We start from the raw sequence: 25,634 nt of genomic DNA, 5'->3' as shown, positions 1-25,634 counted from the left end.
CGGGGGCAGGGGGGCGACCGTATGCTCCTGCGCCGGACGTGATGGTTACCGCCGGTAAAGGGGTCGGGGCATGGATCGTACGGACGAGAGCGCAGGGAGCAACGGGAGTTCGCGCCGGGCCTTCGTGGTGGGCGCCGCGGCCGTCACCGGGGCGGTCGCCGTCGGAGCCCTGCCGGCGACCGCGGCGCGGGCCGCCGAAGCGGAAGCCGGGCCCGGGGCGGCGGCGCCCCACGCCGTCGCCGTCCTCGGCGGTGGAGTCGCCGGTCTCACCGCCGCCCACGAACTGGCCGAACGAGGCTTCCGCGTCACCGTCTACGAGCGCCGGGCGCTCGGTGGCAAGGCCCGCTCGATGGATGTGCCGGACAGTGCGCGCGGCGCCCGGCGACCGCTCCCCGCCGAGCACGGCTTCCGCTTCATCCCCGGGATCTACCACAACCTCCCCGACACGATGCGGCGCATTCCCTTCCCGGGGAACGCCAACGGCGTCTGGGACAACCTCGTCGCCCCGGCCGAGATGGCCTTCGCCCGCACCGGCCGCGAGGACCTGCGCATCCCGCTGCCGTGGCCCGGTCACCGGCCCGCCGAGCTCACCCTCGACGAGATCCGCCGCGCCCTGACCGCCCTCCTGGAGACCGCTCGCTCCATCCCCCTCCACGAGGCCGCCTACTTCGTCAACCGCTTCCTCGTCTTCCTCACCAGCTGCGACGAGCGGCGCGACCGGACCTGGGAGGCGACGCCCTGGTGGGAGTTCCTGCGGGCCGACCGGATGAGCTACGACTACCAGCGCATCCTCGCCGTCGGACTCACCCGCAACATCGTGGCGACCAAGGCCGAGGAGGCCAGCACCCGCACGGTCGCCACGCTCCTGGAGGCCTTCGCCTTCAACGCGCTCGGGCGCGGCGCGGACGGGCCCCTCGACCGGATCCTCGACCTGCCCACGAACGAGGCGTGGATCGACCCCTGGGTGACCCATCTGACCGGCCTGGGCGTGGAGTTCCGTGTCGGCTGGACCGTACGGGAGATGGCGTACGACTCCGCCGCCGGGCGGATCTCCGCCGCCGTGATCGAGGACCCGCAGGGGGTGCGCCGCTCGGTGACGGCGGACCACTACGTCTCCGCGATGCCGGTGGAGCACGCGCGACGCACCTGGGGAGCCGCGCTGCGGGCGGCCGATCCTCAACTGGCGCGCTGCGACCGGCTGGAGACGGACTGGATGACGGGCATCCAGTTCTATCTGACCGAGCGGGCCCCACTCCTCGCGGGCCATGCCAACCTGATCGACTCCCCCTGGTCCCTGACGTGCATCCAGCAGGCCCACCACTGGCCGACGCGTGACTTTCCCGCCGACTACGGCGACGGGTCGGTCGTCGACTGTCTCTCGGTGGACGTCTCGGAGTGGGACCGGCCGGGGATCCTCTACGGCAAGACGGCCAAGCAGTGCACCCGGACCGAGGTCGCGCGCGAGGTGTGGGCGCAGCTGAAGGCCGGATTCAACGACACCGGCCGTACGGTGCTGAAGGACGGCGCCCTGCACTCCTGGTTCCTGGACCCGGGCGTGGACGGCCTCGGTACCCCGAACCCGACCAACGACGACCAGCTCCTGATCCACCCGGTCGGCACCTTCCACAACCGCCCGCAGGCCGCGACGAAGGTCCCGAACTTCTATCTGGCCGGCGACTACGTGGCCGTCGACATCGACCTCGCCACCATGGAGGGCGCCAACGCCTCCGCCCGGCAGGCCGTGAACGCGCTGCTCGACCGTACGGGTTCGACGGCCGCACGCTGCACGGTCCAGCCGCTGTTCCGAGCACCCGAGCTGGAGTCGCTCAAGCGGCACGACCGGCTGCGGTACCGGCTCGGCCTGCGCAACGCGCTCGACGTGGGGTGATCCGGCGCACCGCTCAGGGGCGGTAGCGCAGCGGATGGTCCTCGGGGACCTCGACGACGACGATCTCGACGCCGTCGGGGTCCGCGACCCACATCTCGACCAGCCCCCAGGGCTCGGTCACCGGCTCCCGCAGGATCTCGACGTCACGGCCGAGGAGCTCCTGGTGCACCGCCCGGACATCCGCCACCTGGAGCCAGATGCGCAGGCGTGACGGGACCTCGGTCGGGGCGGCGCGCCCCGAGATCTCCAGGAAGCCCCCGCCCAGGAAGTAGACGGTGCCCCGGTCGGGTCCCGTGCCGAACTCGCGGTACACCGTGAGCCCGATCAGGTCTCCGTAGAAGCGGCGGGTGCGGTCGGGATCGGTGGGCCGGAGCAGAATCCGGCTGCTCAGTACGTGCACAGCAGTAGCGTACGACCATGAAACTGACGATTCTCGGAGGCGGCGGATTCCGGGTCCCGCTCGTGTACGGCGCCCTGCTCGCGGACCACGCCGAGGGGCGGGTCACCCAGGTGACGCTGCACGACCTCGACGGCGCACGGCTCTCGGCGATCGCCCGTGTCCTCGCCGAGCAGGGCGCGGGCGTGCCGGACGCCCCTTCGGTGACGGCGACCACGGATCTTGACGAGGCGCTGCGCGGAGCGGACTTCGTCTTCTCGGCGATCCGGGTCGGCGGTCTGGAGGGTCGGGCGGCGGACGAGCGGATCGCGCTGGCCGAGGGAGTTCTCGGCCAGGAGACGGTGGGCGCGGGCGGGATCGCGTACGGGCTGCGGACGGTACCGGTCGCCGTGCACATCGCGCGACGGATCGCCGAACTCGCCCCGGACGCCTGGGTCATCAACTTCACCAACCCGGCCGGTCTGGTGACGGAGGCCATGTCCCGGGTGCTCGGCGACCGGGTCGTCGGCATCTGCGACTCCCCCGTCGGCCTCGGCCGTCGGGTCGCCCGGGTCCTCGGCGCGCATCCGGACGAGGCGTGGATCGACTACGTCGGTCTCAACCATCTCGGCTGGCTGCGCGGCCTGCGGGTCGCCGGCCGCGACGAGCTCCCTCGGCTGCTGGCCGACGAGCAGGCGCTCGGCTCCTTCGAGGAGGGTCGTCTCTTCGGCCCCGAGTGGCTGCGCTCGCTGGGCGCCATCCCCAACGAGTATCTGCACTACTACTACTTCAACCGCGAGGCCGTCCGCGCCTATCAGCAGGCCGAACGGACCCGTGGCGCCTACCTCCGCGACCAACAGGCCGGTTTCTACGAGGAGATGGGCAAACCCGACACGCCTCCGCTGGCCACCTGGCACCGGACGCTCGCCGACCGGGAGGCGACGTACATGGCCGCCAACCGGGAGGCCGCCGGGATCGGCGACCGCGACGAGGAGGATCTGGAGTCGGGCGGGTACGAGAAGGTGGCCCTGGCGCTGATGCGGGCGATCGCGCGCAACGAGCGAGCCACGCTGATCCTCAACGTCCGTAACGGCAGCACCCTTTCGGTTCTCGACGCGGACGCGGTGATCGAGGTGCCGTGCTTCGTGGACGCGGCCGGCGCCCATCCGGTGTCCGTGGCGCCGCTGCCGTACCACGCGGTGGGTCTGGTGACGGCGGTCAAGGCCGTCGAGCGCGAGGTGCTGGCGGCGGCGGAGAGCGGATCACGGTCCACAGCGGTGAAGGCGTTCGCACTGCATCCACTGGTCGACTCGGTGTCCGTGGCCCGCCGGCTGGTCGACGGCTACACCGCCGGTCACGCGGAACTGGCCTACCTACGAAGCTGAAACGACTGTCCGACGAACATCTTTACGCCCCATGGGGCGCGGCATACGCTCGCGCCCCATGGACTCACCTGGGATACGTCGCACACATCTGAGAAGGGCGCTGGTCCGTCTCACCGCGGGCTGCCTGATGACCGCCGGTCTGGTGGGAGCGGGACCGGCGGCCGCCGACTCGTCCGGGGCGGTCGACGACGTCGTCGACACGGCGACCGTCGTTCCCGTACAGACCACGGGACCCGCCGACAAGCGCTTCAACCTGGTCGTGATGGGCGACGGCTACACCGCCGAGGAGATGCCGGAGTTCCGGGCGGACGTCGAGAAGCACCTGAACGTGCTGTGGAGCGTCGAACCCTTCGCCTCGTACCGCTCGTACATCAACGTCTGGGCGGTGGAGGTCCCTTCGCCGGAGTCGGGCGTGGACTGCGACCCGGGGCTCGACGCGCCGCGGCGTGACACCCCGCTGAGCATGGGCTTCTGGGGCGGCTGCAATCCGGGCAGTGTGCAGCGGCTGCTCACGGTCGACAGCGGGAAGGCCGCGTCCCTCGCCGACCTCGTCCCGGGCACGAGCGGCGCCAACCGGCAGATCGTGGCGCTGGCCCACAGCGACACGTACGGCGGCGCGGGCGGCAGTTACGCCACCGCGTCCGGCGGCAACGCGCTCTCCTCGCTGATCACCCCGCACGAGATCGGCCACTCGCTCGGCAAGCTCCAGGACGAGTACGACTACTACGCGCGCGGCGTCGCCGGCGGTACGTACTCCGGCCCCGAGCCGTCCTCGACGCACCACACCCTGCTGACGGAGGAGCAGATGCGCGAGCAGCGCGCGAAGTGGTGGCGCTGGCTCGGTGACCGGAGCGAGGCGGGTGGTGTCATCGGCCGTTTCGAGGGCGGGCTGTACAGCACCAAGGGCGTCTGGCGGCCGAGCAAGCACTCGATCATGAAGACGCTCGGCTACGCCTTCGACCAGGTCGAACGCGAGGTGATGGTCCAGGCGATCTCGGCGAAGGTGAACCTTGTGCAGCAGCACACGCCCGACACGGCGCCGATCGGGGCGGACCGGACGGTCTGGGTGGACACCCTGCACCCGCTGGGCGGTGAACTCTCCGTGGTGTGGCGGCTGGACGGCCGGACGATCGGGACCGGCAACTCCCGGACCGTCGACCTGCGCCGCATGCACCTCTCCCCCGGGAATCACACCCTGACGGCGACGGTCGGCGACCCGACCCCGTTCGTCCGCGACCCCTCGGTCCGCGGTTCGGCCGCCCTGACCCGTACGGTGAGCTGGACGGTGAACCGCGCGTTGACCACACCCGAGGCCGAGGTCGAGGCGGCGTTCACCGGCCACACGCCGACGACGTCGCCCGTCGGCGCGCGCTCGGTCGTCCACGCCGACACCACCCACCCGACGCGCGACACCCTCGCCGTCCGCTGGCGACTGGACGGCCGGACGGTCGACAACCCGGGCAACGACCGTGATCTGGACCTGCGTTCCCTGCGCCTCACCCCCGGCACCCACACGCTGACGGCCAGGATCCCTGGCACTGACGCCGAGTTGAGGTGGACGGTGGACGCCCGTCCGGCGACGGGGGCGTACGAGCTGTCCGAGCCGCTGCGCACGGTGAGTCGGCCCGGCCGCCCGGTCGAGTACGTCTACGACGGCGAGTTCACGATGAGGCTGACCGCCAGGGACGATCAACCGGGCACCGTGGTCAGCCAGTTCCGGGTGGACGGCGACGGCTGGTACACGTACTACGGCTGGCCGACCGACGCCGACGCGCCGTTCCGCTTCTCGCCGAGCGGCACGGTCATCGACGATCTCGTCTACGGCAAGCTGGGCAGGAGCCGGGCGGTCCCGTGGGACGACGCGACGCCGGACTACGGGACGCACACGGTCGAGTACCGCTCGATGGACGCGGCGGGCAATGTGAGCGCGGCGAAGTCCTTCCTGGTGACGCTGGTCGAGCCGCGCGGCTGAAGGGGCGCGTCGCCGACCGACGCGTGGAGGCGTGTGGCCGACGGGGCACCGACCGGTGCACGGAGGCGCGCGGCCGACGGGGCACCGACCGGTGCACGGAGGCGCGCGGCCGACGGGGCACCGACCGGTGCACGGAGGCGCGCGCGGCGGACCACGTACCGACCGACGTACGGAGGCCCGCGGACCGTCCGGTCCGCGGGCCTCGATGCCTCCCGGCGTCCGTCAGGCCTTGCGGCCGACCGCGGCCCAGCCCGGGATGGGGTCGTCGCCCTGGACCGGGACGACCTCGCCCAGCTCCGGGTGCCACTCGGCGGTGAGCGAGACACCGGGATCGACGAGCTCGAGACCGTCGAAGAACGCGGCCAGCTCGTCGCGGGAGCGCGGCCGCAAGGTCAGCCCGCGAGCCTTGTACATGCCGACGGCCTTCGCCGCGCCTTCCGGGTCGAAGTCGCCAGTGACATGCGAGAGAACGACGTAGCTGCCCGGCGCGAGCTTGTCGACGAGCTTGCCGACCAGGTCGTACGCCCCGTCCTCGTCCCCGACGAAGTGCAGCAGGGCGAGCATCGACAGGGCAATGGGCTTGTCGAAGTCAAGGACCTTTCCGGCCCTTTCGAGGATGAGTTCGGGGTCGCGGGCGTCCGCCTGGATGTACTCGGTCGCCCCTTCGGGCGTCGAGCGCAGCAGGGCGGCCGCGTGCGCGAGCACGATCGGGTCGTTGTCGCAGTAGACGATCCGGGAGTCCGGCGCGGCCTCCTGGGCGATCTGGTGCAGGTTGGGCTCGGTGGGGATGCCCGTACCGATGTCCAGGTACTGCCGTACGCCGTGGGCGCTGAGCCAGCGTATGGCGCGGTGCATGAACGCCCGGTTGACCCGCGCCATGTCCCGGCCCCGCGCGTCGACGGTGAGCAGCTGCCTGGCCATCTCCTCGTCGACCGGGTAGTTGTCCTTGCCGCCCAGGAACCAGTCGTACATCCGCGCGGGATGCGGCTTGCTGGTGTCGATCCGTACGGCTGCGGGGTCCTGGCTCATCGAGGCTCCTGGTCGGCGGAGAGAACTACGGGTATGAGAGCAAGAGTTACGCGACGGTAGGGGTGTGACGGAAGGGGTCAGGTGAGCAGAAAGTCGGCCTGACCGGATTTCGCTCCTTGGATGAAGGCGGCGATCTCTCCGTGGGTGTAGATGAGCGCGGGTCCCTCAGGGTCTGCGGACTGTCGCACGGCGACTCTGCCGTCGGCCAGCTTCATGGCCTCCACGCAGTTGCCCCCGTTCCCGCCGCTCCACGGCTTGTGCCATCCCTCGGCACCGAGCTCCGCGGCGGGCATGCCGTTGTATATGCGATCCATTCACAGCTCCTTGCGGAGATCCCGGAGGATCTCCTTCGTGCGTTGTGCAGTCGCGGCCTGGGCCGCCATGCGGTCCATGACCTCGAGATGAGAGGCCACCTCGGGGCGCGCGTCGAGATAGACGGCGCCGGTGAGGTACTCGCTGTAGACCATGTCCGGGAGTTCGGGCACGGCGAAGCGAAAGAGGACGAACGGTCCGTAGGTGCCGGGGTGGTGGCCGGACGCGAACTCCGCGATCTGCAGGGTGACGTTCGGCAGCTCGGACGCTTCGAGCAGCCGGTCGAGCTGGTCGCGCATCACTTCGGGCCCGTCGCCGACCGGTCGGCGGAGGACGGTCTCGTCCATGATCACCCAGAACTTCGGGGCGTCTTCCCTGGTCAGCAGGGACTGCCGCTCCATCCGCAGGGCTACATGACGTTCTGTCTCCTCGGCGTTCCCGGCACTGCTCCCGCCGACGGCCCCGCTGCGCAGGATGGCGCGGGCGTATCCCTCGGTCTGCAGGAGACCGGGGACGAACTGCGGTTCGTAGGCCCGGATGAGGGCGGCCGCCCCCTCCAGGCTGACGTACATGGAGAACCAGCCGGGCAGCACGTCGTGGAACCGCTGCCACCAGCCGGGGAGATTGGCCTCTTCGGCGAGGGCGACGAAGCCCTCCGCCTCGGAGTCGGTGATGCCGTACGCCTTCAGCAGGAGCTGGACGTACGGGATCTTCAGCGCGACTTCCGCCGTTTCCATGCGTCGGATGGTGGCCGGAGCGACGCGGAGGACCTTGGCGGCCTCCTCCCGCTTCAGGCCGGCCCGCTCGCGCAGATCCTGCAGACGCTTGCCGAGAACGACCTGTCCCACTGTGGGGGCGGACCGCGGCTCGCTCACTCTCAGACCTCCCCGACGCGCTGTTTTGGTTGAGTGTGCCATGAACAGGGCCAGAGAGAACACCGCACTCTGCAATTTTCAGAGTGCCACTTGCCAAGTGTCCTCGTCGGGAGCAGAGTATTCCGGTGAACCAGTACGTGCTGCTGCCGCGCGCCGCCACGGGGGCGACGTGCGGCACTGCTTACCCACTGTTGTGAGGACCGGTCGTGGCTTCTGGTAACGCGCTCCCCTCAGGTCTAGCGACCCCCCGCGTCATGACCCAGCGCCCACGAACCGACGTTTCCCGTCCCGGCCTCCGCCCCGATGTCCGCCGGTTCGCCTTCGAACTGCCGGCCCGCACGTCTTCCGTGTCGCGCGCCCGCAGGCTGGCGGAGGAGCGACTCATCCTCTGGGGCTGCGATCCGGAGATCCGCGACACGGTGACGCTGATCGTCTCCGAGCTCGTCACCAACGCCGTCGTGCACACCGCGAGCACCCATGTCATCTGCGAACTGCGCGAGGGTGAAGAGCAGTTGCGCATAGCGGTACGGGACGAGGGCGGCGCGGGCGATCCGCGGATACGGGACTGCGGCGAGGAGGAGCGAGGGCGGGGACTGATGCTCGTGGACGGACTCTGCAGCGCGTGGGGTGCGGACCGTACGGGCCATGGAACGGCGCGGGTCGTCTGGGCCGAGCTGGCCCACGGCATGGGGCACACGTGCTGAGGTCGATGGCGACGCTCCTGACGCCGAGGTCGCGCAGGAGCACGGGGGCCGACTCGACCCGTCTGGTCGTGCCGCCGGGCTTCCGTACCGCTCTGGGCTGCGACGCGGTGGGCGTGCCGGCGCGCTACGGCTTCCGGATCCTGTCCCGGCTGCCCGCCAAGGGCTGTGTCTACGCGGACACCGACTGGTGGTGGTGGCTGGTCCCGACCGGCTCGGACCTGGAGCTGACCTGGCCGATGCCGGCCTGCTACGCCCCCGGCGCGGAGATCCCGGACCGCCGCCCCCGCCTGATCCACCGCCCCGACGGCACGTCGCCGTACACCCCGCCGATCCCCCTGTATCTGCTGGCCTGCCAGCTGACGGGAACCGCTCCTTCCTGGACCCTCTTTCCCACGCAGAGTGACGGCGTAATGTCGGAGCATGTTCACCCCTCAGGGCCCGACCGTCCGTGAGCTGGCCGTCCAGGCCCTCTCTTCGGTGGAGCACGGCTACGACCTGCTGGCGAAGAAGTTCGACGAGACCCCGTTCCGCACCCCGGACCGCGTCCTGGACGCGGTGACAAAGACCCTGCGCCCCCTGGGCCCCTTCGACAGGGGCCTCGACGTCTGCTGCGGCACCGGCGCGGGCCTCTCCGTCCTGCGATCCCTGTGCACGGGCCGCGTCACGGGCGTGGACTTCAGTACGGGCATGCTGGCCGAGGCCCGCCGCGCCCATCCGAAGGCCACCCTGGTGCGCGGGGACGCCCTGGCCCTCCCCTTCGCGCCGGCCTTCGACCTGGCGGTCAGCTTCGGTGCCTTCGGCCACTTCCTCCCGGCGGAGCAGTCGAGACTCTTCACGCAGACCCACGCCTCCCTCCGCCCGGGCGGCCTCCTCGCCTTCCCCCTCCCGGCGCCCCCACGGGTCGGCTCGCTGCCGTACTGGACCCTGCTGGGCTTCGACGCGACGATGCGCGTACGGAACGCGCTGTGGCGCCCGCCCTTCGTCATGTACTACCGCACGTTCCGCCTGGCGGACGTGAGCGAGCGGCTGACGGAGGCGGGGTTCGAGGTGTCACTGCTGCCGATCGAGGCGCTGGGCCGACGGGAGGACGGCAGCCCGCGATGCAGGCTGGTGGCGGCGCGGAAGCCGTAGCGCGCTTCAGGGAGCCGGGCGGACAACGACGAAAGCGGGTTGTGGCTCTTCAGCCACAACCCGCCTTTGCATGTCTCTGGTGTCCGAGGGGGGACTTGAACCCCCACGCCCGATAAAGGGCACTAGCACCTCAAGCTAGCGCGTCTGCCATTCCGCCACCCGGACCAGGTGTTGTGTCGTTTCGGGGTGTTCCCCGCGGCGACATGGATAACTCTACCAGGGGTTCGAGGTGCCTTTCACCCACGTTTCCCGTGGTCAGTGGGGTGCGGCGGCCTGGATGTCCTTGATCCAGTCCGCACCCGCCGAACGTTGCACAGAGTGTCGCCGTGCGCATACGTGGAGTGGCGAGCCGTGCCGCCTAGCCTGCCCTGGGTGAGTAACCGATCCGAGTACCGCAGGTCGACCTACCGCAGGCCCCGGATGCTGTCGCCGCTGCGGGAGCATCTGCGGGACACGTTCTGGTTCGCCCCGATCCTTTCGATGGTGGCGATCGTCGCGCTGTGGATGGGTGCGACGGCTCTGGACGAGGCGATCGTCGACTGGCTCCGCGAGGACGAGGCGTACGACGAGATCGCGGAGCTCATCGGGATCGCCGACGACGCCAAGACGATCGTGACGACGATCTCCTCCGCGATGATGACCTTCATCGGTGTCGTCTTCTCCATCTCGCTGGTCGCGGTACAGATGGCGAGCGGCCAGTTCAGTCCCCGGATCGTGCGGATCTTCATCCGGAGCCGGATCACCAAGGCGACCTTCTCCGTCTTCCTGTCGACCTTCCTGCTCTCGCTGCTCGTCCTGGCCTCGTACGAGAGCGAGACCGATCCGCGGTACGTGACGGTCGTGCCCTTGGTGCAGGCGGTGCTGACGCTGATCATGGTGGCGCTGAGCCTGCTGCTCTTCGTCGCGTATGTGAGCACGACGCTGCAGCTGATGCGGGTGGGGCACGTGGTGGAACGGATCACGACCGAGGCCCTGTCCGTGCTCCTGAAACAGCCGCTGTACGGGGACGAGGTCGGCGAGCTCGGGGAGCCCACGGCGTTCCTGGTGCACCGGGGCCGTGCCGGCGTGCTGCGGGACGTGAACGTGGCCTGGCTCGTCGGAGGCGCGCAACGGCACGGAGTGGTGTTGCGCCTCGTCCCCAAGATCGGGGACTTCGTGGTGCCCGGGACCCGGATCCTCGCCGTACACGGAGGGCAGGTGCCGCGCCGGCTGGCCTCGGCGGTCTCCCTCGGGGTCGAGCGGACGTTCCACCAGGATCTCGGATTCGGGTTGCGGCAGCTCGCCGACATCGCGCTGCGGGCCCTCTCCCCCGCCGTCAACGACCCGACGACGGCCGTGCAGTGCCTGGACCGGATCGTCCAGATCCTCGCGATGCTGGCGAACCGGCCGCTGGGATCCGTCCAGCACCGGGACCGCGCGGGCTCCGTCCGGCTGGTGCAGGACGGACCCGAGTGGACCGATCTGGTGGATCTGGGGTTCACCGAGGTCCGCGGCTGCGCGGCCGACAGCCCGCAGGTGTCCCGGCGGATGCTGGCGGGGATCGACGACCTGTTGTCGATGGTCCCCGAGGAGCGCAGGGCACCCCTGCTCCGGCACCGCGCGCTGCTGACGCAACTGGTGGAGCGCGCGGTGCCGGAGGCGGCCGACCGGACCTTCGCCCTGGAGTCGGACCGTCAGGGGATCGGGTGAACGGCCCCTGTCAGGGCATCAGGTGGTAGTCGGGGAAGTTGCCCGGCAGCCGCGCCCCGTCGGGCCCGTCCCGTCCCTCGGTGACGGCCTTGACCAGCAGGTCGCCGCCGACGAAGGCCCCGCGCCAGGAGGCGCCGAAGCCGCCGAAAAGCTCTTCGCGGTCCCCTCGCGAGCGGGGCTTCCCGTGACCGGTCTTGAACGCACGGATCTGCGGCGCGAGGCGGTCGTACGTCTCCGGGTCGTCGGTGGAGAGCGTGGCGACGAGAGCCCCGTTGGAGGCGTTCATCGCGGCGAGCAGCTCCGCCTCGGTGTCGACCAGGACGATCGTGTCGACCGGGCCGAAGGGTTCGGCGTGATGGAGAGGTGAGGAAGGGGGCGGGTTCAGGAGCGTGACGGGCGGTAGGTACGCGGAGGTGTCCTGGCCCGGCAGGAAGCGGCCGTCCGCGAGCGAACCGTGGTGCAGCGGGACGGCCCCCCGGTCGACGGCCTCGGAGACCAGGTCGCCGAGCTCCTTGGCCTTGGCGGCGTTGATGAGGGGGCCGAAGTCGAGGTCGGGGAGGTCGTCCTCCGGGTGTTCGACGGCGAGCGGGTGGCCGAACCGGATGGCGCGGACGGGTGGCAGGTAGGCGGCGAGGAAATCGGCGAAGAGGGTGCGCTGGACGACGAAGCGCGGGTAGGCGGTGCAGCGCTGCTTGCCGTAGTCGAAGAGTTTGGGGATCACGGAGGTGAGGGCGGGCCAGTCGGTGTGGTTCCAGACGCCCCAGGTGTTGAGTCCCTCCTGCTCCAGGATGTGGCGTTTCCCCAGGTCGGCGACTGCGGTGGCAATCCGGGCGCCGGTGTCGCGGCCCCCGACGAAGGAGACACAGCCGATCTCGGGGGCGCGGACGAGTGCTTCCGAGAGTTCGCCGCCGCTGCCGCTGACCAGGGTGATCGGGATGCCCTCGCGGGCGGCGAGCGCCGAGGCGAGGGTGAGGCAGGCGAGTCCTCCGTCGGTCGGGGTCTTGGCGATGACCGCGTTGCCGGCCAGCGCCTGCACGAGCATGGCGTGGACCAGGACGGACATCGGGTAGTTCCAGCTGGCGATGTTGGATACCGGGCCGGGCAGCGGGGCACGGCCGGCCAGCATGGGGTCGATGCCGTCGACGTACCAGCGCACCCCGTCGATCGCGCGGTCGACGTCGGCCTGCGCCAGCCGCCAGGGCTTGCCGATCTCCCAGACGAGGAGGAGGGCGAGGAGCTCCCGATGCGCGGTGAGTGCGTCGAGGGTGGCGGAGACACGGGCCCGGCGTTCGGGCAACGGGATGTGCCGCCAGGCGCGGTGCTGGTCGAGCGAGGCGCGTACGGCCTGGTGGGCGGTGGTGGCGTCGAGGCGCGGCGGGCCGGCGACGGGACTGCCGTCCACGGGGCTTGTGGCGGGGAGCGGCCGGCCGTCCGGCTGCCAGGCACCGTTCCAGAGGTTGTGGACGCTGTCGTCGCGGAACGACTCGGGAGCGGTGGTCAGGCAGCGCTGCCAGGCGTCGGACCAGGCGGTGCCGGGCTTGAGTCGGAGGGTGGGGGTTGGGGACGGGGCTGGGGTGGGTGCCATGGAGGGTTCTCCGCTCTCGGTGCACAGTCGGGCGGGAGGGTGCGATGGCTCGGGGCGCGACGGCTGGGGGGCGCGCGCGGGCGGGAGAGTGCGACGGCTGGGGCGATCGCGCGGGCGGGGTGGGGCCGGGCGGCCTGGCACCGGCGGGCTTTGTGGCGCGGTGGCCGCGTCAATCGTGGGTGAGGGCGCCGGGGCTCGCCAGCCGGGCGAGGACGAGGCCGGCCGTTTCGGTGGGCGTGGAGCCGACCCGCACCCCGGCCGCTTCCAGGGCTTTCCGCTTCCCCTCGGCCGTCCCGGACGAACCGGAGACGATGGCGCCCGCATGGCCCATCGTCTTGCCCTCGGGCGCGGTGAAGCCGGCGACGTAGGCGATGACGGGCTTGGTGATGTGCTCGGCGATGTGGTCGGCCGCGCGCTCTTCGGCGTCACCTCCGATCTCGCCGATCATCACGATCAGATCGGTGTCGGGGTCGGCCTCGAAGGCGGTGAGGCAGTCGATGTGGGTTGTGCCGACGACCGGGTCGCCACCGATCCCGACGGCCGAGGAGAAGCCGTACTCCCGCAGTTCGTACATGAGTTGGTAGGTGAGCGTGCCGGACTTGGAGACGAGTCCGATGCGGCCGGGCTTGGCGGCGATGTCGGCGGGGATGATGCCCGCGTTGGACTGGCCGGGGCTGATGAGGCCGGGGCAGTTGGGGCCGATGATCCTGGTGCTGTGGGCACGGGCGTGCGCCTGGAACACGACGGTGTCGTGGACGGGGATGCCTTCGGTGATGACGACGGCGAGGGCGATGCCCGCGTCGACGGCTTCGATGACGGCCGCCTTCGCGAACGGTGGCGGGACGAAGACGACCGTGACGTCCGCGTCGGTGGCGTCCATCCCTTCGCGGACGGAGCCGAAGACCGGGATCGCACGTCCGTCGAGGTCGACGGTGCTGCCGGCCTTGCGCCGGTTGACCCCGCCGACGATGTCGGTGCCGGCGGCGAGCATCCGGCGGGTGTGCTTCATTCCCTCGGCTCCCGTCATGCCCTGGACGAGGACCTTGCTCTCCTTGGTCAGAAAGACGGCCATGGCGTTGCTTCCCTTCAGCGGGTGGCGAGCTGGGCTGCACGGGCGGCGGCGCCGTCCATCGTGGTGGCCTGTTCGACCAGCGGGTGGGCGCGGGCGTCGAGGATGGCCCGGCCACGTGCCGCGCTGTTGCCGTCGAGGCGCACGACGAGCGGCTTGGTCAGGTGGACGGATTCGAGGGCCTGGACGATGCCCTCGGCGACGGCGTCGCAGGCGGTGATGCCTCCGAAGACATTGACGAGTACGGCTCTGACCTCGGGGTCGGAGAGGATCACGTCGAGGCCGTCGGCCATGACCTGGGCGGAGGCGCCGCCGCCGATGTCGAGGAAGTTGGCGGGGCGGGCACCCCGGCCGGCGACGACGTCGAGGGTGGACATGACGAGTCCGGCGCCGTTGCCGATGATGCCGACCTCGCCGTCGAGCTTGACGTAGTTGAGGCCCCTGGCCCTGGCGGCGGCTTCCAGCGGATCGGCGTCGGCCGCCGGCGCGTCGGGCGTCTCGCCCCAACGGGCCTGGCGGAAGACGGCGTTGTCGTCGATGGTGACCTTGCCGTCGAGGGCGAGGATCGTGCCCTGGGCGGTACGGACGAGGGGGTTGACCTCGACGAGGAGGGCGTCCTCCCGGACGAGGACCTCCCAGAGACGGCGCAGTGCGTCGGCGGCCTCCGGGGGCAGACCCGCCGCGGCCGCGATCTCGGTGGCCTTGGCCTCGGTGACGCCTTCGGCAGGGTCGACGGGGATGCGGGCGACGGCTTGGGGGCGGGTGGCGGCGACCTCCTCGATGTCCATGCCACCCTCGGCGGAGGCGATGGCGAGGAAGGTGCCGGCGGCCCGGTCGAGGACGTAGCTCACATAGAACTCGTCCTGGATGTCGACGGGTTGGGCGAGCATCACTCGATGCACGGTGTGGCCCTTGATGTCCATGCCGAGGATCTGACGTGCGGTGATCTCGGCGGCGGCGGGGTCGGCGGCGAGCTTGACACCGCCCGCCTTGCCCCGGCCTCCGGTCTTCACCTGCGCCTTGACCACTACCCGTCCGCCGAGGAGTTCGGCGGCGCGCCGCGCCTCGCGGGGGTGGTCGACCACAGCGGCGTCGGGGACCGCGATGCCGTAGCCCTTGAAGAGTTCCCTTGCCTGGTGCTCGTACAGGTCCATCTCGGCTCCCTGTCTCGAAAGTGCCGCACACCCCCTGGACACCATCCGGGCGATGCGGGATAACAAGCTTCATACAGTATTCGTCGACTGTATGCAATCGACCGCGACAGCACCTCACCCCCCTACGAAGGGACAGGACTTCGCCATGCCCGACGACAGCCAGCAGGCCCAGCAGGAACGCATCTCCGGTGGACATCTGGTCGCCAAGGCCCTCAAGGCGGAGGGCGTCGACCGCATCTACACGCTCTGCGGCGGCCACATCATCGACATCTACGACGGCTGCGTCGACGAGGGCATCGAAGTCGTCGACGTACGCCACGAACAGGTGGCCGCGCACGCCGCCGACGGCTATGCCCGGATCACCGGCAAGCCCGGCTGCGCGGTCGTCACCGCGGGGCCCGGCACCACCGACGCCGTCACCGGCGTCGCCAACGCCTTCCGCGCCGAGTCGCCCATGCTTCTGATCGGCGGTCAGGGAGCGCACACCCAGCACAAGATGGGCTCGCTGCAGGACCTGCCGCACGTCGACATGATGACGCCCATCACCAAGTTCGCCGCGACCGTCCCGGACACGGCGCGAGCGGCGGACATGGTCTCCATGGCGTTCCGCGAGTGCTACCACGGCGCCCCGGGACCGTCCTTCCTGGAGATCCCGCGCGACGTCCTGGACGCCACCGTCCCGGTGGAGAAGGCACGCGTGCCCGAGGCCGGGCAGTACCGGGCGTCCACCCGCAGTGGCGGCGACCCCGAGGCGGTCGAGAAGCTCGCCGATCTGCTCGTGCACGCCGAGAAGCCGGCGATCCTGCTGGGCAGCCAGGTCTGGACGACCCGGGCCACGGACGCGGCCGTCGAGCTCGTACGGACCCTCAACATCCCCGCGTACATGAACGGCGCGGGGCGCGGCACACTGCCGCCCGGCGATCCGCACCACTTCCAGCTCTCGCGGCGTTACGCCTTCTCCAACGCGGACGTCATCGTCATCGTCGGCACCCCCTTCGACTTCCGGATGGGCTACGGCAAGCGGCTCTCCCCGGACGCCACCGTCGTCCAGATCGACCTGGACTACCGGACCGTCGGCAAGAACCGCGACATCGACCTCGGGATCGTCGGCGACGCGGGGCTGATCCTGAAGTCGGTGACGGAGGCGGCCGGCGGCCGGCTCAACGGCGGCGCCATCAAGCGCAAGGCATGGATGGAGGAGCTGCGCACCGCCGAGCAGACCGCCCTCGACAAGCGGCTGCCGCAGCTGCGCTCGGACTCCTCGCCGATCCACCCGTACCGCCTGGTCAGCGAGATCAACGACTTCCTGACCGAGGACTCGATCTACATCGGCGACGGCGGGGACATCGTCACCTTCTCCGGTCAAGTAGTCCAGCCCAAGTCACCCGGGCACTGGATGGACCCGGGTCCGCTCGGCACGCTCGGCGTCGGCATCCCCTTCGTCCTGGCGGCCAAGCAGGCGCGCCCGGACAAGGAAGTGGTGGCTCTCTTCGGTGACGGCGCGTTCTCCCTCACCGGCTGGGACTTCGAGACTCTCGTCCGCTACAACCTCCCCTTCGTCGGCATCGTCGGCAACAACTCCTCGATGAACCAGATCCGTTACGGCCAGGCCCAGAAGTACGGCCTGGAGCGCGAGCGGGTCGGCAACACCCTCGGCGACGTCCACTACGACACGTTCGCGCAGATGCTGGGTGGTTACGGCGAGGAGGTGCGGGACCCCGCCGACATCGCCCCGGCTCTGCGACGGGCCCGCGAGTCCGGACTGCCGTCCCTGATCAACGTCTGGGTCGACCCCGACGCGTACGCCCCCGGAACCATGAACCAGACCATGTACAAGTGAGGAGGGTCCGGTCATGACCAAGGCACAGGGCACCAAGGCTCTTGAAGGCATCCGCGTCCTCGACATGACGCATGTGCAGTCCGGCCCGTCCGCCACCCAGCTCCTCGCCTGGCTCGGCGCGGACGTGGTGAAGCTGGAGGCCCCCTCCGGTGACATCACCCGCAAGCAGCTGCGGGACATCCCGGAGGTCGACTCCCTTTACTTCACGATGCTCAACTGCAACAAGCGGAGCATCACCCTCAACACGAAGACCGAGCGCGGCAAGGAGCTCCTCACCGAGCTGATCCGGCGCAGTGACGTGATGGTCGAGAACTTCGGCCCGGGGGCCGTCGACCGGATGGGCTTCACCTGGGAGCGCATCCAGGAGATCAATCCACGAATCGTCTATGCCTCCATCAAGGGGTTCGGGGACGGGCCGTACACCAACTTCAAGGCGTACGAGGTGGTCGCTCAGGCCATGGGCGGCTCGATGGCCACCACCGGGTTCGAGGACGGGCCGCCGCTGGCGACGGGCGCCCAGATCGGTGACTCCGGCACCGGCGTCCATGCCGTGGCCGGCATTCTGGCGGCGCTCTTCCAGCGCGAGAACACCGGGCGGGGGCAGCGGGTGAACGTCGCGATGCAGCACGCGGTGCTGAATCTGTGCCGGGTGAAGCTGCGGGACCAGCAGAGGCTGTCCCACGGGCCGCTCTCCGAGTATCCCAACGAGGATTTCGGCGAGGAAGTCCCTCGTTCGGGTAATGCTTCCGGCGGCGGCCAGCCCGGTTGGGCGGTGCGCTGCGCCCCCGGCGGTCCGAACGACTACGTGTACGTCATCGTCCAGCCCGTCGGCTGGTCCCCGATCTCGGAGCTGATCGGCCGGCCCGAGCTCGCCGAGGACCCGGAGTGGGCGACGCCGGAGGCCCGGCTGCCCAAGCTCCCCAAGATGTTCCAGCTCATCGAGGAGTGGTCCTCGACGCTGCCCAAGTGGCAGGTGCTGGAGCTGCTGAACGCACGCGGCATCCCGTGCGGCCCGATCCTGTCCACCAAGGAGATCATCGAGGACGCCTCGCTGGTCGCCAACGAGATGGTGGTCGAGGTCCCCCACCCCCGGCGCGGCAGCTTCACCACGGTCGGCTCCCCGCTCAAGCTCTCCGACTCCCCGGTCGACGTGATCACGTCGCCGCTGCTCGGCGAGCACAACGAAGAGGTGTACATCGGCGAGCTCGGTCTCGGCGACGAGGAGCTGCGGCTGCTGAAGACGAGTGGGGTGATCTAGTGACGACGCACAGCTTCGACCAGCGGACGGTACGCGAACTGCTCGACGCCGTACGGGCGGACGGGCGCACGGCGCTCACCGCGCCCGAGGGGAAGACGATCGCCGACGCGTACGGCATCGCCGTGCCGGGTGAGGCGCTCGCCCGGGACGTCGACGAGGCGGTGGCGCAGGCCGACCGGCTCGGCGGCAGGGTGGTGCTGAAGATCGTCTCGCCCGACATCCTGCACAAGACCGACGCGGGTGGTGTCGTCGTCGGGGTGGAGGGGGCGGCCCAGGTCCGTGAGGCGTTCTGCCGGATCGTCGAGAACGCCAAGGCCTACGCTCCGGACGCACGCATCGACGGTGTACAGGTGCAGCAGATGCTGCCACCGGGCCAGGAGGTCATCGTCGGCGCCGTCACCGACCCGGCCTTCGGGAAGGTCGTCGCCTTCGGGCTCGGTGGTGTGCTGGTCGAGGTGCTGAAGGACGTCACCTTCCGGCTCGCTCCGGTCACCGCCGACGAGGCGGCGTCGATGCTCGACTCGATCCGGGCGGCGGAGATCCTGCGCGGAGTGCGCGGGGCGCCGGCCGTGGACCGGTGGGCGGTGGCCGAGCAGATCCGGCGCGTCTCCCAACTGGTCACCGACTTTCCGGAGATCGCCGAGGTCGATCTGAATCCGGTGATCGCCACGCCCGAGGGCGCCATGGCGGCCGACATCCGCGTCATTCTCGCCGGCGAAGTCCCGGCACCACGCCGGACGTTCGGCCGCGAGGAGATCCTGCGATCGATGCGACGGCTGATGCAGCCGAATGCGGTGGCCGTCATCGGGGCCTCCAACGAACAGGGCAAGATCGGCAATTCGGTGATGCGCAACCTCATCGACGGCGGTTTCCCGGGCGAGATCCATCCGGTGAACCCCCGGGCCGATGACATTCTGGGCCGCAAGGCGTACAAGAGTGTCACGGACGTTCCCGGTGAGGTGGATGTGGCGGTCTTCGCGATCCCCGCTCCGTTCGTGGCGGCGGCGCTGGAGGAGGTGGGTCGCAAGGGCATTCCCAACGCGGTGCTCATTCCGTCCGGCTTCGCCGAGACCGGTGAGCACGCACTCCAGGACGAGATCGTCGCTGTGGCCGAACGGTACGGAATCCGGCTCCTCGGCCCCAACATCTACGGGTACTACTCGACCTGGCAGGACCTGTGCGCCACCTTCTGCACACCGTACGACGTCAAGGGTGGCGTGGCGCTGACCTCGCAGTCGGGCGGGATCGGGATGGCCATCCTGGGCTTCGCCCGCACCACGAGGACGGGTGTGTCCGCGATCGTCGGGCTCGGCAACAAGTCGGACATCGACGAGGACGATCTGCTGACCTGGTTCGGCGAGGATCCCCGTACCGAGTGCATCGCGATGCACCTGGAGGACCTCAAGGACGGGCGGGCCTTCGTCGAAGCGGCCCGGCAGACCGTGCCCAAGAAGCCGGTGGTCGTCCTCAAGGCGGGCCGGACCAGCGCCGGGGCGAGGGCGGCCGGCTCCCACACGGGCGCACTCGCCGGTGACGACGCGGTGTACGACGACATCCTGCGGCAGGCGGGGGTCATCCGGGCCCCGGGGCTCAGCGACATGCTGGAGTACGCCCGGGCCCTGCCCGTCCTGCCTGCCCCGCAGGGGGACAACGTCGTGGTCATCACCGGCGCCGGCGGGTCGGGGGTGCTGCTGTCGGACGCGATCGTCGACAACGGACTGCGGCTGATGGAGATCCCGGACGACCTGGACGCCGCCTTCAAGGCGTTCATCCCGCCCTTCGGGGCGTCGGGCAACCCTATCGACATCACGGGCGGCGAGCCGCCGTCGACGTACGAGGCCACCATCAGGCTCGGCCTGGAGGATCCCCGGATCCACGCGCTCGTCCTGGGCTACTGGCACACCATCGTCACTCCCCCGATGGTCTTCGCCGAGCTCACCGCGCGCGTGGTGGCGGAGTTCCGCGAGCGGGGCATCGAGAAGCCGGTCGTGGCGTCGCTCGCGGGCGACGTCGAGGTCGAGGAGGCATGCCAGTACCTCTTCGAACGAGGTGTCGTGGCCTACCCGTACACGACCGAGCGGCCCGTGGCGGTGCTCGGTGCGAAGTACCGGTGGGCCCGGGCGGCGGGGCTGCTGGGCGAGGACGGCGTTGGGGGGCGGTCGATGAGCTGAGCGACAGCTCGAACCACGGGGCTCGCGGTGGCCGCTCGCCGCGGGCCCCGGTGCGAAGGGAACGGACAGGGGGCGCTGGCCAGACTTCTTCCACGCAAGGGGTTCGATCTCCATGACGACAACCGACATCACCACCACCCTCCCTTACAGGGAGGTGACGGACGCCAACGGCCGTACCTACCGGCTGGGCGAGACCGACATCGATCTGATGGGCCGCAAACGCAAGTGGATGGTCATCCTGCCCTGGGTGGGCATGATGGGCATCAGCTCGGCGGAGTACGCGTTCGCCTCCGCCGAGGAGACCCTGCACACCGCGCACAGCTGGAGCAGCGCACACATCTTCTGGATGCTCGGGGTCTGGGTGTTCTTCCAGGCAGCGGTGGCCTTCCCGGCGGGCAAGCTGCGTGAGAGCGGGAAACTGCCGGCCCGCTGGGCGATGATGCTCGGCGCCGTCGGCACCCTGCTCGGCTATGTCTCCCTCGCGTTCGCACCCCATGTGATCGTCGCATACCTCGGCTTCGGCATGTTCAGCGGCATGGGCGCGGGCATGGTCTACGCGACCTGCGTCAACATGGTCGGCAAGTGGTACCCGGAGCGCAAGGGAGGGAAGACGGGATTCGTCAACGGCGGCTTCGCGTACGGATCGGTGCCGTTCGTCTTCATCTTCACCGGCTACATGGATCTGACGAACTTCCGCTGGGTGCTGGTGACCGTCGGGCTCTTCCTGGCCGCGATGGTGGCCGTGGCCGGGTACTTCTTCCAGGACCCGCCGAAGAACTGGTGGCCGGACACCGTGGATCCGCTGCGGAAGCCGGACGACCCGCGGGCGCGCAGGGCTCTGGAGAAGAACCCGCCGGCTGTGAAGCAGTACACGCCGATCGAGGCCTGGCGGACCGGGCGGGTCGCGCTGATGTGGTTCTGTCTGCTGTGCACATCGGGCGTCAACATCTTCGGAATCGCCTTCCAGGTCCCCTTCGGTGACGAGGCGGGCTTCGCGGGCGGGATCGTGGCGACCGCGATGTCACTGAAGGCCATCGTGAACGGCACCGGGCGCGGCGTGATCGGCTGGCTCTCCGACCGCTACGGCCGCAAGCAGTGCCTCATCTTCGTCTGCATCGTCCTCGGGCTGGCCCAGTACGGCATCCTCTGGTCCGGCACGATTCACAATCTGCCGCTGTTCCTGGTGTTCTCCAGCATCTCCGGTTTCGGCGGCGGCGCGATCTTCCCGATGTTCGCGGCGATGACGGCCGACTACTTCGGGGAGAACAACAACGCCTCCAACTACGGCCTGGTCTATAGCTCCAAGCTGGTGTCGGGGCTGCTCGGATCGGGCATGGGCGCGGTCGTGGTCTCGGCCTGGGACTACTCGGGCGCGTTCCTGCTCGCCGGGTCGATCTCGCTGTTCGCCGGGTTCGTGGCGATCTTCCTGCATCCGCCGGGAAGGCCGCGGGCACGCCGTGTGGCGGCGAACCCGCGGCCTATCAGCCGGGACGCGTGAGCGCGGTGGCCGCCCCGGTCAGCAGTCCTTCTCGCGCAGGGAGTGGAGGTGCGCGCCGGACTTGCGGGCGAACGCGAACGACTCGACCGGGTTGTCGTGTTCGGCCTGCCAGTGGTGGGAGCGGTAGCCGTGCTGAGTGCGGTTCACCGCCGAGATGAAGCGCCGATAGTCGATGTCTCCGTCCCCGACGTCCGCCATGCGGTAGCCGTCGCGGACGGAGTCGTCGCGTTCGCCGTCCTTGACGTGGAAGAGCGGATAGCGGTGCGGCTGGTCGAGTACGTAGTCCAGCGGGTCGAAGGGGGCCGGGGTGCCGTCGACGCGGCGGGAGAAGCGGAACTGGGCGGCGTACGCCCAGTAGATGTCCATTTCGAGGTGGACGAGGTCGGGGTCCGTCTCGGCGAGCAGGACGTCATAGAGGCGGACGTTCGGCCGGTCGCTGGCGAACGAGAACTCCTCGGCGTGATTGTGCTGGTAGAACTTCATGCCGCGCTTCTTCGCCTCGGCGCCGTAGTGGTTGAACTCCTCGGCGCAGCGCTTCCAGCCGTCGACGGTGGCCCCGTAGCGCCACGGGCCCGAGGCGGTCCCGATGTGCGGGAGGCCGAGGGCCTGGGCGTCGTCGAGGACCTGGTCGAGGTTCTGGGCGAAGGTGTAGGCGTTGGGGTCGGAGGAGTAGTAGCCGACGTGGCTTCCGATGCCGCGCAGGCCGTTGTCGCGGGTGAGCCTCTTCAGCTGGGCGAGGGTGATGGGGCCGGCCGAGCCCTGGTTGTAGCCGGCGAACTCGACCTCGTCGTAGCCGTACTTCTTCAGCTCGGCGAAGACGGTCGCGAAGCCGAGCGTGGCCACCTTGTCGCGCAGGGAGTAGAGCTGGATGCCGAGGCGGCCGGGAGGCAGCACAGGGCGGCCCCGGCCGTGGCCCCGGTCGGCGGCCGCGGTGTCGGCGCCCGCTTCGGCAGCCGTGGCTGTGGGGGCGGTCGCGCCGAGGAGTGCCGCGGCGGTGGCGCCGGCGGCGACGCCGAGCATGTTCCGTCTGCTGAGCTTGTGGCTGAGCTCTGGGTCGGCGGGTGTGCGGCGGGTGCGGCTCATCTGTGGATAACTCCTTGTTGTCGGTCGGGTCTGCTTCACTGGAGTCCGGTCAGTGAAGACCGGCCAGGTGGAGCAAGAGGGACTTCACATCGGTGGCCGCGACGCGGCCGCTTACAGCGCGGGGGGTGGAGCACAGAATGAGCGGACCTTCGTCATCGCTCGTGGGGAGGCGGCCATGGCTGCCGCGAATAGGTGAGGGGTCGAGGGGGACCACCGCCAGCCGGTAGCGCATACCGAGCTTCTTGCGGGCGATCGCCTTCGCCGCCTTGATCCGTACGTACGGGTCGAGCGGGTCCATGAACAGCTCGACGGGGTCGTAGCCGGGTTTGCGGTGGATCTCGACGAGCTGGGCGAAGTCGGGTGCCTTGGAGTCGTCGAGCCAGTAGTAGTACGTGAACCAGGCGTCGGGTTCGGCGAGGGCGACGAGCTCCCCGGAGCGGGGGTGGTCGAGGCCGTGCTCCTTCTTGCCCTCGTCGTCGAGGAGTCGCTCGATGCCGGGCAGCCCGGCGAGGGTCTCTCGGACGGCGTCGAGGTCTTCGGGGCGTCGGACGTAGACATGGGCGAGTTGGTGATCGGCGACCGCGAAGGCCCGGGAGGCCATCGGGTCGAGGTACTCCATGCCGTCCTGCGTGTGGACCTCGAGGAGGCCGGCTCGGCGCAGGGCCCGGTTGATGTCGACGGGCCGGTTCACGCGGGTGATGCCGTACTCGGAGAGGGCGACGACCGTCCGGCCTTCGGCGCGGGCGTCGTCGAGGAGGGGTGCGAGGGCGGTGTCGAGTTCGGCCGCGGCGCGGAAGGACCGCGGGTCGTCGGGGCCGTACCGCTGGAGGTCGTAGTCGAGGTGCGGAACGTAGCAGAGGGCGAGGTCGGGGCGGCGGGTGCGCAGGATGTGGCGGGTGGCGTCGATGATCCACCGACTGGAGACCAGGTCCGCGCCAGGGCCCCAGAAGTGGAAGAGGGGGAAGGTACCGAGTCTGTCGGTGAGTTCGTCGTGGAGGGCCGGGGGCCGGGTGTAGCAGTCGGGTTCCTTGCGGCCGTCGGCGTAGTAGACGGGACGGGGGGTGACGGTGATGTCGGTGTCGGCGCCCATGGCGTACCACCAGCAGATGTTGGCCACGGTGTAGCCGGGGTGCGCGCGTCGGGCGGCGTCCCAGAGTTTGTCGCCGGAGACGAGGCCGTTGTGCTGGCGCCAGAGGAGGACGTCGCCGAGGTCACGGAAGTACCAGCCGTTGGCGACGATGCCGTGTTCGGAGGGGAGGGTGCCGGTGAGGAAGGTGGACTGGGCGGTGCAGGTGACGGCCGGCAGGACGGTGGAGAGAGCCGCTTGCGATCCGGTCCGGCCGAGAGCCTGGAGGTGGGGCATGTGCTCCAGGAGGCGGGGGGTGAGACCGACGACGTCAAGGACCAGGAGGGGGGTGGGTCGGGTGTCGCTCCGGGGGCCGGTCATGGGAGTTCCTTGAGGCCGAGGTCGGTCAACAGGTCACGTGCCAGGGTGAGTTCGGAGGCGATTCCGTCGGCGAGGCGGGCGCGGGTGCGGGGGCGCCGGTCGGCCGGAAGCGCCTGCCACGTGTACGTCTCGACCTCCAGGTGGTGCGTCCGCGGGCGGGGGCCGCCCACGAGCAGTCCGAGGGCGGTCCCGAGCACGGGAAGGGTGGAGGTGAGCGGGGGCGCCGGTGGGGCGTGAAGGGGGACGTGGAAGTGCGCGCGCCAGGGGGCGCCGTCCGGGAGCGAGCGGCCCGCGAGGGCTTCGGGCAGATCGTCGGTGCCGCGTAGGCCGGCGGCGGTCCGGGTGCGGGTCTGGTGGAGGAAGCGGGGTTCGGCGAACTCGGCCAGTGCGGCGCGGACTTCGGGGAGATGGGGGTGCTCGGCGTGCAGGGCGGCGGAGAGCTGGGTCTTGACGACGGGGATGCCGGCGGCGCCGAGGGCGTCCAGGGCGGTGTGCGGGTCTTCGAAGGAGGTGGCGAGATGGCAGGTGTCGACGCAGACGCCGATGCGGGGGCTTGAGAGGGCGGTGAGCGGGGCGATGGCGTCCGCGGTGGTCTCGACGGTGCAGCCGGGTTCCGGTTCGAGGCCGATCCGGACGGATTTCCCGGTGAGTTCCTCGAGGGCGTCGAGGCGTTCGGCAAGAGTGGTCAGGGCGGTGCGGGCGGTGTCCGCGGCCCGGGAGTCGAAGGGGGTGCGCCAGGCGATCGGCAGTGTGGAGATGGTGCCCTCGGTGATGTCGTCGGGAAGGAGGGCGGCGAGCAGGCGGGCCAGGTCGGTGGTGTGGGCGAGGCGTTCGGGGCGGGTCCAGTCCGGCTGGTAGACGCGGTACTTGACCTCTTCGGCACCAAACCCCTCGTAGGGGAAGCCGTTGAGGGTGACGACCTCGAGGCCGCGGCGGTCGATCTCGGCGCGCAGCGCGCGCAGGGAGGCCGGGTCGGTGATCAGGGAGCGGGCGGCGTCCCTGGCGAGCCAGAGTCCGATGCCGAGCCGGTCGCGGCCGAGGCGCCGGCGTACGGGTTCGCAGTGGTCGCGGAGCTGGGCGAGGACGCCTTCGAGGCTCTCGGCGGGGTGGACGTTGGTGCAGTAGGCGAGGTGGACGGTGGAGCCGTCGGGGTGGCGGAAGCGCATCG

21 protein-coding genes and 1 tRNA gene are annotated in these 25,634 nt (G+C 70.2%); 11 read left to right on the top strand and 11 right to left on the bottom strand.

Annotated features, from left to right (window positions below; translation table 11 throughout):
- Nucleotides 1-70: 70 nt before the first annotated feature.
- Nucleotides 71-1,888 carry a hydroxysqualene dehydroxylase gene (locus ACZ561_RS12970; protein WP_470993364.1) on the top strand — a complete coding sequence of 606 codons (1,818 nt, stop codon included), beginning with the start codon at nucleotides 71-73 and terminating at the stop codon, nucleotides 1,886-1,888.
- A 13-nt stretch (nucleotides 1,889-1,901) separates the two neighbouring features.
- Here ACZ561_RS12970 and ACZ561_RS12965 read toward each other — a convergent pair whose 3' ends face one another.
- Nucleotides 1,902-2,288: a VOC family protein gene (locus ACZ561_RS12965; protein ID WP_470993361.1), complete on the bottom strand. Its 387-nt coding sequence runs from the start codon at nucleotides 2,286-2,288 to the stop codon at nucleotides 1,902-1,904.
- A gap of 17 nt (nucleotides 2,289-2,305) precedes the next feature.
- Between ACZ561_RS12965 and ACZ561_RS12960 the strand changes: the two genes are divergently transcribed.
- Together ACZ561_RS12960 and ACZ561_RS12955 are read left to right on the top strand one after the other, a co-directional pair.
- On the top strand, nucleotides 2,306-3,649 hold the full coding sequence (locus ACZ561_RS12960) for a 6-phospho-beta-glucosidase (protein WP_470993358.1): 1,344 nt from the start codon (nucleotides 2,306-2,308) through the stop codon (nucleotides 3,647-3,649).
- A gap of 58 nt (nucleotides 3,650-3,707) precedes the next feature.
- A complete protein-coding gene (locus ACZ561_RS12955) occupies nucleotides 3,708-5,621 on the top strand; it encodes a M64 family metallopeptidase (RefSeq protein ID WP_470993356.1) in 1,914 nt (637 codons plus the stop codon).
- Nucleotides 5,622-5,843: 222 nt separating this feature from the next.
- Here ACZ561_RS12955 and ACZ561_RS12950 read toward each other — a convergent pair whose 3' ends face one another.
- The 3 genes from ACZ561_RS12950 to ACZ561_RS12940 all read right to left on the bottom strand — a co-directional run bounded on the left by ACZ561_RS12950 (nucleotide 5,844) and on the right by ACZ561_RS12940 (nucleotide 7,837).
- Complete coding sequence (locus ACZ561_RS12950; RefSeq protein ID WP_470993353.1) at nucleotides 5,844-6,650, bottom strand: SAM-dependent methyltransferase; 807 nt, start codon at nucleotides 6,648-6,650, stop codon at nucleotides 5,844-5,846.
- 77 nt (nucleotides 6,651-6,727) lie between these two features.
- Entirely contained in the window at nucleotides 6,728-6,964 is a 237-nt protein-coding gene (locus tag ACZ561_RS12945) for a DUF397 domain-containing protein (RefSeq protein WP_015037566.1), read from the bottom strand.
- Complete coding sequence (locus ACZ561_RS12940) at nucleotides 6,965-7,837, bottom strand: helix-turn-helix domain-containing protein (protein WP_470993350.1); 873 nt, start codon at nucleotides 7,835-7,837, stop codon at nucleotides 6,965-6,967.
- A 254-nt stretch (nucleotides 7,838-8,091) separates the two neighbouring features.
- Between ACZ561_RS12940 and ACZ561_RS12935 the strand changes: the two genes are divergently transcribed.
- From ACZ561_RS12935 to ACZ561_RS12925, 3 genes are read left to right on the top strand one after another with little or no spacing between them, the layout of a single operon-like run.
- A complete protein-coding gene (locus ACZ561_RS12935) occupies nucleotides 8,092-8,541 on the top strand; it encodes an ATP-binding protein (protein ID WP_329113818.1) in 450 nt (149 codons plus the stop codon).
- A 5-nt stretch (nucleotides 8,542-8,546) separates the two neighbouring features.
- The gene (locus tag ACZ561_RS12930) at nucleotides 8,547-8,993 is read left to right on the top strand and encodes a hypothetical protein (protein WP_470993346.1); all 447 of its coding nucleotides are present in this window, start codon (nucleotides 8,547-8,549) and stop codon (nucleotides 8,991-8,993) included.
- Nucleotides 8,962-9,672, top strand: a complete 711-nt coding sequence (locus ACZ561_RS12925; protein WP_470993343.1) for a class I SAM-dependent methyltransferase — start codon at nucleotides 8,962-8,964, stop codon at nucleotides 9,670-9,672. Before ACZ561_RS12930 ends, ACZ561_RS12925 begins: the two co-directional genes overlap by 32 nt.
- Nucleotides 9,673-9,749: 77 nt before the next feature.
- On the opposite strand, the gene ACZ561_RS12920 is transcribed toward ACZ561_RS12925, so the two are convergent.
- A tRNA-Leu gene (locus tag ACZ561_RS12920) sits at nucleotides 9,750-9,837 on the bottom strand.
- Nucleotides 9,838-10,092: 255 nt separating this feature from the next.
- Between ACZ561_RS12920 and ACZ561_RS12915 the strand changes: the two genes are divergently transcribed.
- Nucleotides 10,093-11,361 carry a DUF2254 domain-containing protein gene (locus tag ACZ561_RS12915; RefSeq protein WP_470994418.1) on the top strand — a complete coding sequence of 423 codons (1,269 nt, stop codon included), beginning with the start codon at nucleotides 10,093-10,095 and terminating at the stop codon, nucleotides 11,359-11,361.
- Nucleotides 11,362-11,371: 10 nt separating this feature from the next.
- Here the strand turns inward: ACZ561_RS12915 and ACZ561_RS12910 are convergent, their stop codons facing one another.
- From ACZ561_RS12910 to sucC, 3 genes are all read right to left on the bottom strand, one after another.
- A complete protein-coding gene (locus tag ACZ561_RS12910) occupies nucleotides 11,372-12,946 on the bottom strand; it encodes an aldehyde dehydrogenase family protein (protein WP_470993340.1) in 1,575 nt (524 codons plus the stop codon).
- A gap of 169 nt (nucleotides 12,947-13,115) precedes the next feature.
- Complete coding sequence (gene sucD, locus ACZ561_RS12905) at nucleotides 13,116-14,018, bottom strand: succinate--CoA ligase subunit alpha (RefSeq protein WP_470993337.1); 903 nt, start codon at nucleotides 14,016-14,018, stop codon at nucleotides 13,116-13,118.
- A 14-nt stretch (nucleotides 14,019-14,032) separates the two neighbouring features.
- A complete protein-coding gene (gene sucC, locus ACZ561_RS12900) occupies nucleotides 14,033-15,169 on the bottom strand; it encodes an ADP-forming succinate--CoA ligase subunit beta (protein WP_470993334.1) in 1,137 nt (378 codons plus the stop codon).
- Between the two features lie 145 nt (nucleotides 15,170-15,314).
- On the opposite strand from sucC, the gene ACZ561_RS12895 reads away from it, so the two are divergent.
- From ACZ561_RS12895 to ACZ561_RS12880, 4 genes are all read left to right on the top strand, one after another.
- On the top strand, nucleotides 15,315-17,009 hold the full coding sequence (locus tag ACZ561_RS12895) for a thiamine pyrophosphate-binding protein (RefSeq protein ID WP_470993331.1): 1,695 nt from the start codon (nucleotides 15,315-15,317) through the stop codon (nucleotides 17,007-17,009).
- Nucleotides 17,010-17,022: 13 nt separating this feature from the next.
- Nucleotides 17,023-18,267: a formyl-CoA transferase gene (frc, locus tag ACZ561_RS12890; RefSeq protein ID WP_470993328.1), complete on the top strand. Its 1,245-nt coding sequence runs from the start codon at nucleotides 17,023-17,025 to the stop codon at nucleotides 18,265-18,267.
- Nucleotides 18,267-20,438: an acetate--CoA ligase family protein gene (locus ACZ561_RS12885; protein WP_470993325.1), complete on the top strand. Its 2,172-nt coding sequence runs from the start codon at nucleotides 18,267-18,269 to the stop codon at nucleotides 20,436-20,438. The genes frc and ACZ561_RS12885 overlap by 1 nt, the downstream gene beginning before the upstream one ends.
- A 112-nt stretch (nucleotides 20,439-20,550) precedes the next feature.
- Nucleotides 20,551-21,936, top strand: a complete 1,386-nt coding sequence (locus tag ACZ561_RS12880; RefSeq protein ID WP_470993322.1) for an OFA family MFS transporter — start codon at nucleotides 20,551-20,553, stop codon at nucleotides 21,934-21,936.
- Nucleotides 21,937-21,954: 18 nt separating this feature from the next.
- Here ACZ561_RS12880 and ACZ561_RS12875 read toward each other — a convergent pair whose 3' ends face one another.
- From ACZ561_RS12875 to eboE, 3 genes are read right to left on the bottom strand one after another with little or no spacing between them, the layout of a single operon-like run.
- Entirely contained in the window at nucleotides 21,955-23,019 is a 1,065-nt protein-coding gene (locus ACZ561_RS12875; RefSeq protein ID WP_470993319.1) for a sugar phosphate isomerase/epimerase family protein, read from the bottom strand.
- Between the two features lie 49 nt (nucleotides 23,020-23,068).
- Nucleotides 23,069-24,466 carry a nucleotide pyrophosphatase/phosphodiesterase family protein gene (locus ACZ561_RS12870; RefSeq protein ID WP_470993316.1) on the bottom strand — a complete coding sequence of 466 codons (1,398 nt, stop codon included), beginning with the start codon at nucleotides 24,464-24,466 and terminating at the stop codon, nucleotides 23,069-23,071.
- Nucleotides 24,463-25,632 carry a metabolite traffic protein EboE gene (eboE, locus tag ACZ561_RS12865; RefSeq protein WP_470993313.1) on the bottom strand — a complete coding sequence of 390 codons (1,170 nt, stop codon included), beginning with the start codon at nucleotides 25,630-25,632 and terminating at the stop codon, nucleotides 24,463-24,465. The genes ACZ561_RS12870 and eboE overlap by 4 nt, the downstream gene beginning before the upstream one ends.
- Between the last annotated feature and the right edge of the window lie 2 nt (nucleotides 25,633-25,634).

This window comes from Streptomyces sp. NPDC039609 (assembly GCF_055596705.1).
The sequence above is the reverse complement of the archived record's forward strand: the minus strand, read 5'-3'. Positions and strand labels throughout refer to the sequence as shown.